The organism is Microbacterium sp. Au-Mic1 (assembly GCF_021341785.1).
GTDB lineage: Bacteria > Actinomycetota > Actinomycetes > Actinomycetales > Microbacteriaceae > Microbacterium.
Window position 1 is genome coordinate 17708 of sequence record NZ_JAJTTF010000017.1, and the last position, 13067, is coordinate 30774.

Consider the following 13067-nt stretch of genomic DNA (forward strand, 5'->3'; position numbering starts at 1 on the left):
TTCTCGAAAGGAACCCCACATGTTCATCGATCGCATCTCGGCCCGGCTCGATCCGCCGCGCTTCGACGACCTCGACGATCCGGAGCGCGGCGACGTGCCTGGCTGGGTCCTCATCACGCTCATGACGGCCGGCCTCGTGGTGCTGATCTGGGCCGTCGCCGGCCCCGCGCTCACGAACCTGTTCGAGCAGGCAATCGCGCGCGTGAGCGGACTCTGATCCGACCATGCGCGGCGTGCGGCGGCTGAGCGACGTACTCGACGACGACCGGGGATCCAGCCCGGTCGAGTTCGTGCTCGTCGGTGCGCTGCTGACCGCGCTCACGCTCGGAGTGCTGCAGTTCGCACTCGCGGTCTACGTGCGCAACGTCGTGCACGATGCCGCCGTCGAGGGGGCGCACGTCGCGGCGCTCGCCGACACCGAGCCGGGCGAGGGCGTGCAGCGCGCCATGCTCGTGATCGGGCGCGCCGTCGGCGCCGACTACGCGCAGGACGTCAGCGTGCACGAGACGACCGCGCTGGGCGTGCCGACCATGGAGATCACCGTGCGAACCACGCTGCCGCTCATCGGCCTGCTCGGGGTGCCGTCGGGGTTGGAGGTGACCGGTCGTGCTCCTGTGGAGTCGTTCAGCGAGAACGGATGACCTGTTCGACCGGTCCCGGCCCGACGGCGAGACGTCGGCGGAGACGGGATCCGCAGCGCTCGAGTTCATCGGGCTCGGCGTGATCCTGCTCGTGCCGCTGGTCTATCTCGTGCTCGCCCTCGGTGCGATCCAGTCTCAGATGCTCGGCGTCGAGTCCGCGGCGCGGCACACGGCTCGCACGATGAGCGCGGCGACCGACGCCGACGACGCGTCCGCTCGCGCCGATGCCGCCGTGCAATCGGCGATCGAGGAGTATGGGATGGATCCGGCCACCGTGGTCGTCGACATCCAGTGCGCACCGCTCGGCGCAGAATGCCCGTCCGCCGGGGCGACCGTCGTGGTCACCGTCACGGCGAAGGTCGCGCTTCCGTTCGTCCCGCCGGTGTTCGGGCTCGATCGCGTCGGGAGCGTGCCGGTGCAGGCGTCTTCGGCGTACAAGGTCTCACGCACCTGGACCGGCCGATGAGCACGATGCGGAGCAGGGGCCGAGCCGGCGAACCTGGCGGACTCCGAGGCATCGGTGGACCGGACGAGCCCTGCGGACGGCGCACTCCGCTGCTCGACGACGAACACGGCAGCACGATGCCGCTCGTCCTCGGATACCTGGTGCTCGCGATCGCGCTGATCTACGTGTGCGTGTGCGCGACGGATCTGTACATCTCCCAGAAGCGGCTCGACTCCGTGGCCGACGCCGCCGCGCTCGCCGGAGCCGACGGGTTCCGTGTGCAGATCGACGGCGAGGCGATCCGCGCGGAGCTCGACGACGCGGAGATCGCCGATCAGGCGAGCGCGGTGATCGGGATCATCGACGACGGCGCCGAGCTGGTCTCCGCGAGCAGCCCCGATGGGCTCTCCGCCCGCGTCACGGTGCGCGCGTCCTGGACGCCGCCGCTGCTCAGCGACTTCGTGCCGACGATGCTCACGATCCAGTCCACCGGTACGAGTCGCACCGCGCTGGAGTGACGCGCAGACAGCGCTGGCGGAGCCGATCGCCGGGGTCAGGAGTCCGTGCGGCGAGGCACGAACCTCGGGATCCAGCGCAGGAATCCCACGGCGCCCAGCACTCCGATCGCGCCCATTGCGGCGGCGCCGATCGCGAGCGAGCTGATCGCCGCGATGCCGGAGAACAGCAGAGGGGCGATCGCGCCGCCGGCGTCGGTGAGCGTGCGCCAGGAGCCGAGGAACGCCGCCGGTTCCGACTGCGGAGCCACGTCTGCTCCGAGCGTGAGCAGGATGCCGCTGGACAGCCCGTTGCCGACGCCCAGCACCGCCGCGATCATCCCGAACCAGAGCACGTTCGTGCTCCCGTCGTGCGTGAGCGAGAGCACGAGGAAGCCCGCGCCCATCAGCACCATCGCGGGCAACGCGGCCCAGAGACGGCCGAAGCGGTCCATGACCTGCCCGCTCGCGTAGAACAGGGCGAAGTCGATCGCGCCGGAGACGCCGACCACGAGCGCGATCGACGAGGCGTCCAGCCCGATCGAGACGCCCCACAGCGGCAACACCACCTGGCGGGCGGAGCGCACGGCCGAGAGGCTCGCCGCGGCGAGACCCAGGCGACCCAGCACGCCGCGGTTGCGCCACATCGTGCGGAAGACGCCCGCGCGCTCGATCGTCGGGATCGAGCCGCTCACGGCCTCGCCGGTGTCCTCGATGGGGCTCCCGTTCTCCGCCGCGGCCGACTGCGCCTGCGCCTCCGGATCCGGTCCGAACAGCACGAGCAGGATCAGCGCGACGAGCAGCACCGCGAAGAACCACAGGGCGGCGTTCTCGGTGTGGAACACCGCGAGCAGCGCGGCCGCGAGGAACGGGCCCACGAACATGCCGGCGCGGAAGGATCCGCCGAGCAGGGAGAGCGCCCTGGCGCGGAACTCCCGCGGCACCCTCGTCGTCATGAACGCGTGCCGGGCGAGCCCGAAGGCCGCCGCGGACATGCCGACCACGAACACGGCGATCGTGAACACGACGAGGCTCGGCGCCAGGGCTCCCGCGATCACACCGATCAGCGAAAGAGATCCAGCGATCACCATCGTGAACCGCTCGCCGACCTTCGCGACCAGCCATCCGGCAGGGATGTTGCCGCACAGCTGGCCGACCACGAGCGCCGACGCGATGAGGCCGGCGGAGGCGAGCGTCGCCCCGCGGCTCGCGGCGATCACCGGGATGAGCGGCACCACCGCGCCCTCGCCGAGCGAGAACAGCAGCGTGGGCAGGTACACCATCGGGCCGAACTTCCACAGCACTGAGATCGCCCGTTCCGCCACGACTCCACGGTAGACCCGTGCGCGGATGCCGTGCCGCACACCCGGGGGGCGAGGATGATCTGGCCCGAGGGTTCGTCAGGGCGTCGCCGCGCGCGATACTCTGAGGTGCCATGCTCGAACTTGATCTCTCCGCCGAAATCGCGGCCCTCCGTCAGACCTTCGGCGACATCCGCGAGGTCGCCGACGTCGAGGGACTCCGCGCCGACATCGAACGCCTCAGCGAGGAAGCGGGCGCGCCCGACCTCTGGGACGATCCCGAGAAGGCGCAGAAGGTGACGAGCGCGCTCAGCCACCGCCAGTCCGAGCTCAAGCGCGTCACCGAGGTCGAGCAGCGCCTCGACGACCTCGAGGTGCTCGTCGAACTCGCCAATGAGATGGAGGACGAGGACTCGGCGGCCGAGGCGCGCACCGAGCTCGCCTCCCTCACCGAGACCGTGAACCAGCTCGAGGTGCAGACCCTGCTGGACGGCGAGTACGACGAGCGCGCCGCGATCATCACGATCCGCTCGGGCGCCGGCGGCGACGACGCCACCGACTTCGCCGAGATGCTGCTGCGCATGTATCTGCGCTACGCCGAGCGCCACAAGTTCCCGGTCAAGGTCATGGACACGTCCTACGCCGAGGGCGCGGGAATCAAGTCCACGACGTTCGAGGTCGACGCGCCCTACGCGTTCGGCACACTCTCGGTCGAGGCCGGCACCCACCGCCTCGCCCGGATCAGCCCGTTCGGCTCCGCCGACAAGCGCCAGACGTCCTTCGCCGCGGTCGAGGTCATCCCGCTGATGGAGGAGGCGACCGAGGTCGACATCCCCGAGGGCGACATCCGAGTCGACGTGTTCCGTTCGTCGGGACCCGGCGGGCAGTCCGTCAACACCACCGACTCGGCCGTGCGCATCACTCACCTGCCGACCGGCATCGTCGTGTCGATGCAGAACGAGAAGTCGCAGATCCAGAACCGCGCCGCCGCCATGCGCGTGCTGCAGACCCGACTGCTGCTCCTGCAGAAGGAGGAGGAGGCCGCCAAGAAGAAGGAGCTCGCGGGGAACATCACCGCGAGCTGGGGCGACCAGATGCGCTCCTACTTCCTCTACGGCCAGCAGCTGGTGAAGGACCTGCGCACCGGTCACGAATCCGGCAACCCCGCGACCGTGTTCGACGGCGACCTGGACGGCTTCATCTCCGCAGGGATCCGCTGGCGCAAGCGCAAGGACGACGACGACTGATCGTCCGGATCCGACGGCTCAGGGACTTTCCAGGGTGCCGCGGCCGCGATTGTCGTAGTGTGGTGAACCGATGGCTGTGACACGGAAGTTCCCGATGACTGTGACACGGAAGACGGCGGCAGGCTGCGCGATCGCGGCGCTGATCGTCCCGGTGGCGGCGACGGCGGCGTACGCCTTCTCGCCGGGAGCGCCGACCTCCTCCGTGCACACGGTGTCGCTCGTCGTCGCCCCGCAGACCTACACGGTCGCCTCCTCCGCGCAGGAGGTCAGCACGACCCGCGCCGCCTTCGACGTGCTGTACACGCCGCCGGCGCCGGTCGTCGCCGCTGACCCGGCTCCCGCCGCCTCGGCTGCAACGTCGGCTGCTGCGGCTCCGCAGAACTACTCCGGCGACGCGGTCGTCGCATATGCCCAGACCTTCGTGGGTGTCGTCCCCTACGGCTGGGGCGCCGATCCGAGCGACTCCTTCGGCTGCGACGGCCTCGTGCAGTACGTGTTCGGGCACTTCGGCATCAGCCTGCCCCGCGGTGCGGACAATCAGGCCGCGCTCGGCACCGTGATCTCGGCCGACGAGGCGCGCGCGGGCGATCTGGTGTGGTGGCCGGGCCGGCACATCGGCATCTGGGATGGTGCGGGCGGCATCATCGACTCGCCGGACTGGGGTCGTTACGTCGAGCACCATGCCCCGTGGGCGAGCTCCGGCCCGCCGATCTTCATCCGGCTCTGACGCGGAGTTCCTGGTGGCCGCCGCGTCGACCGCGGTAGAATCGAAGGCTATCCAGGGCGTCACAGGAGGTGCGCGGATGAGCACGACCAGGGCATGGCGCGCGGTCGGCGCGACGGCGGCGGGATTGGCGCTGCTCGGCGTGATCGTGACGTTCCTCGCGTTCGTGATCGGTAACGAGCCGTCCTGACGATCCCAGCCACCTCATAACCGGGAACGGGCAGCGTCTGGGGTGTCGCTCGCGGACTGGGCGCGCCGCCCGCTTAGGCTCGATGAGCCATGATCCGATTCGAGAACGTCACCAAGCGCTATCGCGGCACCAAGCGTCCCGCGCTCTCCGGGGTCGATTTCGAGGTGCAGCGAGGCGAGTTCGTCTTCCTCGTCGGCGCGTCGGGATCCGGAAAGAGCTCCTGCCTGCAGTTGATCCTCCGTGAGGAGTCGCCCACGTCCGGCCGCGTCGCCGTGCTCGGACGCGACTTGAAGTCCATCGCGAACCGCAAGGTCCCCTACTTCCGGCGCAGCATCGGATCCGTCTTCCAGGACTTCCGGCTGCTGCCCTCAAAGACCGTCTACCAGAACGTCGCGTTCACCCTCCAGGTGACCGGCGCCTCCCGCGGCTTCATCCAGCAGGCGGTGCCGGAGGCGCTCGCCCTCGTCGGCCTGAGCGGCAAGGAGAAGCGCCTGCCGCACGAGCTCTCCGGCGGCGAGCAGCAGCGTGTCGCGATCGCCCGCGCGATCGTCAACCGCCCCCAGATCGTGCTCGCCGACGAGCCGACCGGAAACCTCGACCCCGGCACCTCGGTCGACATCATGCAGCTGCTCGCGCGGATCAACGCCGGCGGCACCACGGTGGTCATGGCCACGCACGAGGCCGCCTTCGTCGACCAGATGCAGCGCCGCGTGATCGAGCTGCGCGACGGCGAGATGGTGCGCGACGAGGTCGGCGGCGGCTACGGCGACACCTCCAACGTCCCGCGACTGGAGCCCGAGGCGGTCCGCGGAGCCGCGGCAACGGCGGCGCTGCAGACCGTGCGGGAGGTGCACCGCGAGACCGAGGCGGCGATCGCGGATCCGATTCCCGCCCCTGCCGAGGCCCATCAGGCGGCGGCCGCACCGGCCTCCGCACCCGCGCAGCCGACGGTCAAGCCGTCCGACGACGCGCGCCCTGCGACGCATCCGATCACCGTCCCGGCCGTCGACCTCGCCGAACTGGGCGTGGCGGATCGGCTCGGACTCGATACCGGCGACGACGAGGAAGTGGGTCCGACGTCATGAGGTTCGGACTCATCCTCGGCGAGGCGCTCACAGGCCTGCGCCGCAACGCCTCCATGGTGATCTCGGTCGTGCTGGTCACTTTCGTCTCGCTCACCTTCGTAGGCGCGGCGATCCTGATGCAAGCGCAGATCGGCACCATGCGCGCGTACTGGCAGGATCGCGCCCAGGTCGCGATCTACATGTGCTCGTCGGTGTCGACGTCGCCGGGCTGCATCGGCGGCACCGCGACCGAGGACCAGATCAAGGCCGTGCAGGCCGAGCTCGACGGCGACACCCTCAAGCCGCTCATCGCGAAGAGCAGCTTCCAGACCGCGGACCAGGCCTACCAGGAGACCCTGAAGCTCGTCGGCAAGGACTACGCCGGCGTGCTCACCGCGGACCAGGTCAACGCGGTGTTCAAGGTGAACCTCAAGGACCAGACCCAGTCCGCCGTGATCGCAGAGGCCTTCAGCGGCATCAAGGGCGTGGACGAGGTGAAGGATCAGCTGGAGTACCTGGATCCGCTCTTTAACGCGCTCACCGTCGCGACCTACATCGCGGTCGGGATCGCCGTGCTGATGCTGATCGCGGCGGTGCTGCTCATCGGCACCACGATCCGATTGTCGGCGTACGCGCGGCGGCGGGAGATCGGGATCATGCGGCTGGTCGGCGCCTCGAACCGGTTCATCCAGACGCCGTTCGTGCTGGAGGGCGTGTTCGCCGCGGTCATCGGATCGGTGCTCGCGAGTGTCGCGGTGCTGCTGGGCGTGCACTTCGGCGTGCAGGAGTACCTCACGAAGCGGGTGGCGTTCATCACCACCTGGGTCGGCTGGCAGGACGCGGTGCTCGTGGTTCCGGTGCTCATCGGCATCGGCGTGATCCTCGCGGCGCTCAGCGCCGGCTTCGCGATCCGTCGCTGGCTCCGCGCCTGATAGTCTGACAGGCTGCCGTGCGCCCGCGCGGCACGGATTCAGGCGATGTCAGTACAGGATCAGGAGTGTGCCATGCCCAGGGAACGCGGGGAGAAGGTCATCGCGACCAATCGTCGCGCACGTCACGACTACAACCTCGAGAAGTCGTACGAGGCGGGACTCGTGCTCACCGGCACCGAGGTGAAGTCGCTGCGCCAGGGGCGTGCGAACCTCACGGACGGCTATGCCTTCATCAAGGGCAATGAGGCGTTCCTCGATGCCGTGCACATCCCGGAGTACTCGCAGGGGCACTGGACGAACCATTCGGCCAAGCGGATCCGCAAGCTCCTGCTGCACAAGGAGGAGATCGCGAAGCTCTCGCACGCGGTCTCCGCGGGTGGCTACACGCTGATCCCGCTGCGGCTGTACTTCTCGGACGGGCGCGCCAAGGTCGAGATCGCCCTCGCCAAGGGCAAGCGCGAGTACGACAAGCGGCAGGCCCTGCGCGAGCGCCAGGATTCCCGCGAAGCCGAGCGCGCCATGCGCTCGCGCAACCGCCTGGGGGAGTAGCCCTCACGGGCCTCCCCAGGCTCGGCGTCTACGGCGCGGGGTCGAACCCGAACACGCGGCCGAGGAATCGCAGCTCGGCTTCGGCGGCGGCGGCGATCGTTCCTGCCTGCCGGAATCCGTGCCCCTCGCCCTCGAACAGACGGTACTCGTGCGGCACGCCGCGGTCGGCGAGCGCGTCGCGGATCGCCTCGGACTGCGAGGGCGGCACGACCGCATCGTCCGCGCCCTGCAGGATCAGCACCGGCACGTCGATGCGGTCGGTATGGGTGAGCGGGGAACGGTCGATGTAGGTCTGCTCCGCCTCGGGCAGCGGGCCGACGAGGCCGTCGAGGTAGGAGCGTTCGAAGTCGTGCGTCTCCTCGGCCAGCAGGCGCAGATCCACGACCCCGTACCGGTCGAGACCGGCCGCGAACACCCCGCCGCGCACCAGGGCCGACAGCACCGTCCATCCGCCGGCGGAGCCCCCGCGGATCGCGATGCGGACGGGGTCCGCGATGCGGGCTTCGGCGAGTCCCCGCGCGGCAGCCAGCACGTCGTCCACGTCGACGATGCCCCACTGGCCGTCCAGCCGCTCGCGGTACGCGCGCCCATACCCGGTCGAACCGCCGTAGTTCACCTCGAGCACGCCGATGCCGCGGCTCGTGAAGTAGGTGATCCAGCCCGCCTGCGCGCCCGACGCGTGGGCGGTCGGCCCGCCGTGCACCTGCACGATGTACGGCGGCAGAGCGTCCGGATCCGCGTCGGCGTCCGGGTTCGCGGGGGCGTGGTCGAAGGCGTGCACCGGGCCGTGCGGCCCGTCGAAGGTCACGGCGCGAGCGCCGGGGACCCAGGACGGATCCACGGGATTCCCGCCGCGGACCGCGCGCACGGTGCCGGCATCGACGTCGAGCTCCCAGAGGCCGGGGGTGACCCGTCGTCCCTGCGCCGTGATCAGCACGCGGGATCCGCGCGCGTCCTCGAGGCTCAGGTCCCCGTCGAAGGGCACGTCGAGTTCGCGCAGGAGCACGCCGTCGACGTCGAGCAGGACGAGCGCATCGGACCCGTTCGTGCGGACGGCGAGGATCCTGCCGTCCTCGAGGATTCGGAACCAGCGCTGCCCGAGCACCCACAGTCCGCCGCCGGTGTCGGCGTCGGCGAGGGCGAACGACGCCGTCTCGGCGGGGGGCGTCGGTATCGGCGGCACGGGCTGCTCGCCGATCCGGGCACGGTGCAGGTTCCACCGGCCGGTCGGGTCGTCGGCGAACAGCAGTTCGTCGTCGGTGATCCATTCGGGCTGCAGCGGGGCGCGTGCCGGAACGGGTGTGTGCGCTCCCGTGATCAGGTTCGCGACCAAGCAGAAAGCGTGCTCCCAGGGCATGTGCCGCTCGTCCCACGCCACGAAGGCGAGGCGCGTGCCATCGGGGGAGAGCGCAGGATGCGCGAAGAAGCCGTCGCCGCTGAGGACCGTGACGATCGCATCGTCGTCCTCCGCGGCGGAGCCGTCGACCGGGATCTCGACGATCGCCCGCTTGTGCGGGTCGGCGCGCAGGTCTTCCCGCACCGCGAACAGGCGCCCCTGCTGCAGACGGAGGCCGCCGTACTGCGCCCCTGCGACGGTCAGCGGCACCGGCGCATCGGCGCCGGGATCCAGGCGGTGCACGCGCTGGTCCTCGCCGTCGACGAAGAACAGCGTCCCGTCCTCTGCCACCGTCCATGCACCGCCGCCGTACTCGTGCACGCGCGAGCGAGCGTTCCACGGTGCGGGCAGCACCTCCCGCGCCGCGCCCTCGCCGTCGCGGCGCATCACGCGCATGCGTCCGCGCTCCTGCGGTACCGACTCGCTCCACCAGATGCCGCCCAGGGCGTACCGGGCGCCGTCGATCTTCGTGCCGGCGACGGCGAGGTCGGCGGCGGACAGCGGGGAGGGCCAGGATCCGTGCGGAGAGCTCATCACCCGAGCCTAGAAGAGCGCGCGCCGACACATGGTGAAACACAGCATGCGGCGCATCGCGGCGCCGCCTAGCGTGGGGTGACCGCCCCGACCCTGGAGAGAGATGTCTTTCGACGCGCCGCCGTTCGCCCCCGCCGGGGCGGTGCTGCCGCGCGTGCCCATCTCCTTCGAGCTCTACCCGCCGCGCACCACGGCGCCCATCGAGGCGCTGCATGAGACGATCCAGCAGCTCGCTTCCGCCGCGCCCCGGTTCATCTCCGTGACCTACGGCGCGGGCGGATCCGTCGGCGGTCGCTCGCTCGACGTGCTGCGCTACATCCGAGAGCACACCTCGGTCGAGCCGCTCGCGCACCTCACCTGCGTCGGCAACACCTACGCCGGAGCCTCGCGGTTGATCCGGGAGTTCCTCGATGCCGGGATCCTCAGCTTCCTCGCCCTGCGCGGCGATCCGCCGCTCGACGAGAGCCAGCCGTTCCTGGGAGACCTGGAGAGCTCGGCCCAGCTCGTGCAGCTGATCGACCGGGCGCAGGCGGAGCGTGCGCCCTATCAGGAGCGGCCGATCCCGGGTGTTCCCGGAGCAGTGCAGGTGACGCCGCGCCGCAAGGTGAACATCGCCGTCGCGGCCTACCCCAACGGGCATCCGCGCTCGACCTACCGGAACCAGGACATCGACGCGCTGCTGGCCAAGCAGGCCGCGGGCGCGACTCTCGCGATCACCCAGCTGTTCTTCCACCCCGACGACTACTTCGCCTTCGTCGAACGGGCCCGTCGCGCCGGCGTCACCATCCCGATCCTGCCCGGCATCATGCCGATCACATCGCCCGCGCGCCTGCGCCGGGTGCTGGAGCTCAGCGGCGAGGAGATTCCCGCCGAGCTGTCCATCGAGCTCGAGGTCGAGCCGACCGCCGAGGGTCGAACCGAGATCGGCGTCGCCCATGCGGCGGAGCTCGTGCGCGAGCTCGTGGATGGTGGCGCACCGGGCGTCCACCTGTACGCGTTCAACCAGCACCGCACCGTGCTGGACGTGCTCGAGGCGTCAGGGGTGCTTCCCGAGAGCAGCGCTTCCCCGCGCGACGTCCCGCAGTTCACAGAGTCCCGCGGCGCGCACGCGCCCGCTTCCTTCCCCCTTCCGTCAGAGAGGACCGTCATGACCGCATTCCCCGAGGGCACCATCCTGGGCTACCCGCGCATCGGCCGTCGCCGTGAGCTCAAGAAGGCCGTCGAGGCGTTCTGGGCCGGACGGATCGACGAGGCCGAGCTTGAGCGCACCGCTGCGGAGCTGCGCGCGACGACGCGCGAGCGTCTCGCCGTGCAGGGCCTGGGCCGTGCCGACTCCGCGATCCCCGAGTCGTTCTCGTTCTACGACCAGGTGCTCGACGCCGCCGTCACCGTGGGCGCGATCCCGGCGCGCTTCGAGGACCTGCGCTCCGCCGACGGAACCATCGGGCTGCCGGCGTACTTCACCATCGCCCGCGGCGAGGGCGAGCGCGCGCCGCTCGAGATGACCAAGTGGTTCGACACGAACTACCACTACCTCGTGCCCGAGATCGGCCCTGACACCGTCTTCTCGCTCTCCAGCGACCGCATCGTGCGCCAGGTGCAGGAGGCGGCCGAGGCCGGCTTCCGCACCCGCCCCGTGATCGTCGGCCCCGTCACCTTCCTCGCGCTCGCCAAGGCGGCGGACGAGGCGCCCGAGGGCTTCGACCCGCTGTCCCGGCTCGATGACCTCATCCCGGTCTACGCCGAGCTGCTCGGCGCGCTCACGGCCGCCGGGGCGGAGTGGGTCCAGCTCGACGAGCCCGCGCTCGTGAGCGAGTCGCTGCCGTCGTCCGTGGCCGAGCTCGGCGCCGCCGCCGAGCGCGCCTACGCCGTCCTGGGCGGTCTGACCGAGCGCCCCGCCGTCTTCGTCGCCGCACCCTACGCCGCGCTCGATGCGAACCTCGCGGTGCTCGCAGCCGCCCCGGTCGAGGCCATCGGTCTCGACCTCGTGCGGGGCACCGTTCCCGCTGCCGTTCCGGGTCTCGCCGACAAGGTCCTCGTCGGCGGTGTGATCGACGGGCACAACATCTGGCGCGGCGACCTCGCGGCCGCCTTCGACACGCTCGAGGCACTCCGTGGCCTCGGCGCCGCCGGCGTCTCCGCGGCGACCTCCACGTCGCTGCAGCACGTGCCCCACGACGTCGAGGACGAGTCGAAGCTCGACGCCCGCCTCGTGAGCTGGCTCGCCTTCGCCGACCAGAAGGTCGCGCAGGTCACGACCCTCGCGAAGGGCCTCGGCGAGGGGCGGGCCGCGATCGCCGGCGAGCTCGATGCAGCCTCCGCCGCCCTGGCGGACCGGCTCGGCGCCCCCGGCGTGCGCGTGGACGCCGTTCGCGCCCGCGCTGCCGCGCTCACCGAAGCCGACTTCGACCGCGGCGACTACGACGCGCGCGTGGCAGCGCAGTCCATCGCACTGGACCTGCCCGCGCTCCCGCTCACCACGATCGGGTCCTTCCCGCAGACCGGCGAGATCCGCCGCGCCCGCGCGCAGTTCACCAAGGGCGAGATCACGGCGGGCGAGTACGACGGGTTCCTCCGCGAGGAGATCGGTCGCGTCGTCGCGCTGCAGGAGGACCTGGGCCTGGACGTGCTCGTGCACGGCGAGCCCGAGCGCAACGACATGGTGCAGTACTTCGCCGAGAACCTCGACGGCTTCGACGTGACCGAGAACGGCTGGGTGCAGTCCTACGGATCCCGCGCCACCCGCCCGTCGATCCTCTGGGGTGACGTCTCGCGTCCGGCGCCGATCACCGTCGCCTGGTCGCAGTTTGCGCAGTCCCTCACCGCGAAGCCGATGAAGGGCATGCTGACGGGTCCGGTCACGATCCTCGCCTGGTCGTTCGTGCGCGACGACCAGCCGCTCGCCGAGACCGCCAATCAGGTGGCCCTCGCGCTGCGCGACGAGATCGCGGACCTGGAGGCCGCAGGCATCGGCGTCATCCAGGTGGACGAGCCGGCGCTGCGCGAGCTGCTGCCGCTGAAGAAGGCCGACCAGCCGGCGTACCTGGACTGGTCCGTCGCCTCCTTCCGCCTCTCCACCGCGGGCGCCGAGACCGCCACGCAGGTGCACACGCACCTCTGCTACTCGGAGTTCGGCGTGGTCATCGACGCGATCCGGGCCCTCGACGCGGACGTCACCTCGATCGAGGCCGCCCGCAGCCGCATGGAGGTCGTCACCGACATCGCTGCGGCCGGCTTCGACCACGGCATCGGCCCGGGCGTCTACGACATCCACTCGCCGCGCGTCCCCGACGTGTCCGAGGTCGAGACGCTGCTGCGCCGCGCAGTCGAGGAGATCCCGACGCGCCAGCTCTGGGTCAACCCGGACTGCGGCCTGAAGACCCGCGGCTACGAGGAGACCAACGCCTCGCTGCGCAACATCGTCGAGGCCACCCGCCGCGTCCGCGAGGACGTGTCGGTCGCCGTCTGACCGGTCTGAGCCCGTCGACGGGCTGTGAACGACGATGCCCTCCCGGATCCGTCCGGGAGGGCATCGTCGTCGTGCAGGGGA

The 13067-nt window shown here is 70.8% G+C and carries 12 protein-coding genes and 1 pseudogene; 11 read left to right on the forward strand and 2 right to left on the reverse strand.

Features of this window, described 5'->3' with window-relative positions:
* The first annotated feature begins 19 nt into the window (after nucleotides 1-19).
* From LXM50_RS17875 to LXM50_RS17890, 4 genes are read left to right on the forward strand one after another with little or no spacing between them, the layout of a single operon-like run.
* The gene (locus LXM50_RS17875) at nucleotides 20-217 is read left to right on the forward strand and encodes a hypothetical protein (RefSeq protein ID WP_233312833.1); all 198 of its coding nucleotides are present in this window, start codon (nucleotides 20-22) and stop codon (nucleotides 215-217) included.
* A 7-nt stretch (nucleotides 218-224) separates the two neighbouring features.
* The gene (locus LXM50_RS17880; RefSeq protein ID WP_233312834.1) at nucleotides 225-641 is read left to right on the forward strand and encodes a TadE family protein; all 417 of its coding nucleotides are present in this window, start codon (nucleotides 225-227) and stop codon (nucleotides 639-641) included.
* Nucleotides 607-1107, forward strand: a complete 501-nt coding sequence (locus LXM50_RS17885) for a TadE family protein (protein WP_233312835.1) — start codon at nucleotides 607-609, stop codon at nucleotides 1105-1107. The genes LXM50_RS17880 and LXM50_RS17885 overlap by 35 nt, the downstream gene beginning before the upstream one ends.
* Nucleotides 1104-1604: a pilus assembly protein TadG-related protein gene (locus LXM50_RS17890; RefSeq protein WP_233312836.1), complete on the forward strand. Its 501-nt coding sequence runs from the start codon at nucleotides 1104-1106 to the stop codon at nucleotides 1602-1604. Before LXM50_RS17885 ends, LXM50_RS17890 begins: the two co-directional genes overlap by 4 nt.
* A gap of 35 nt (nucleotides 1605-1639) precedes the next feature.
* On the opposite strand, the gene LXM50_RS17895 is transcribed toward LXM50_RS17890, so the two are convergent.
* Nucleotides 1640-2863: an MFS transporter gene (locus LXM50_RS17895; RefSeq protein ID WP_233312871.1), complete on the reverse strand. Its 1224-nt coding sequence runs from the start codon at nucleotides 2861-2863 to the stop codon at nucleotides 1640-1642.
* Between the two features lie 152 nt (nucleotides 2864-3015).
* Between LXM50_RS17895 and prfB the strand changes: the two genes are divergently transcribed.
* The 5 genes from prfB (at nucleotide 3016) to smpB (ending at nucleotide 7587) form a co-directional block, all read left to right on the forward strand.
* Nucleotides 3016-4128, forward strand: a complete 1113-nt coding sequence (gene prfB, locus LXM50_RS17900; RefSeq protein ID WP_233312837.1) for a peptide chain release factor 2 — start codon at nucleotides 3016-3018, stop codon at nucleotides 4126-4128.
* 94 nt (nucleotides 4129-4222) lie between these two features.
* Nucleotides 4223-4855: a C40 family peptidase gene (locus LXM50_RS17905; RefSeq protein ID WP_233312838.1), complete on the forward strand. Its 633-nt coding sequence runs from the start codon at nucleotides 4223-4225 to the stop codon at nucleotides 4853-4855.
* A 276-nt stretch (nucleotides 4856-5131) separates the two neighbouring features.
* Nucleotides 5132-6127: a cell division ATP-binding protein FtsE gene (ftsE, locus tag LXM50_RS17910; RefSeq protein ID WP_233312839.1), complete on the forward strand. Its 996-nt coding sequence runs from the start codon at nucleotides 5132-5134 to the stop codon at nucleotides 6125-6127.
* Nucleotides 6124-7038, forward strand: a complete 915-nt coding sequence (gene ftsX, locus LXM50_RS17915; RefSeq protein WP_233312840.1) for a permease-like cell division protein FtsX — start codon at nucleotides 6124-6126, stop codon at nucleotides 7036-7038. Before ftsE ends, ftsX begins: the two co-directional genes overlap by 4 nt.
* A 72-nt stretch (nucleotides 7039-7110) precedes the next feature.
* Nucleotides 7111-7587, forward strand: a complete 477-nt coding sequence (smpB, locus tag LXM50_RS17920; protein ID WP_105689301.1) for an SsrA-binding protein SmpB — start codon at nucleotides 7111-7113, stop codon at nucleotides 7585-7587.
* Between the two features lie 28 nt (nucleotides 7588-7615).
* Here smpB and LXM50_RS17925 read toward each other — a convergent pair whose 3' ends face one another.
* Nucleotides 7616-9517 (reverse strand): prolyl oligopeptidase family serine peptidase, encoded by a 1902-nt coding sequence (locus LXM50_RS17925; RefSeq protein ID WP_233312841.1) that lies wholly within the window; start codon nucleotides 9515-9517, stop codon nucleotides 7616-7618.
* A 103-nt stretch (nucleotides 9518-9620) separates the two neighbouring features.
* Here LXM50_RS17925 and LXM50_RS17930 point away from each other — a divergent pair.
* Nucleotides 9621-10547 (forward strand): annotated as a pseudogene (locus LXM50_RS17930) (methylenetetrahydrofolate reductase); the annotation flags it as partial.
* A 117-nt stretch (nucleotides 10548-10664) separates the two neighbouring features.
* Entirely contained in the window at nucleotides 10665-12986 is a 2322-nt protein-coding gene (gene metE / locus LXM50_RS17935; protein WP_233312872.1) for a 5-methyltetrahydropteroyltriglutamate--homocysteine S-methyltransferase, read from the forward strand.
* The last annotated feature ends 81 nt before the right edge of the window (nucleotides 12987-13067 follow it).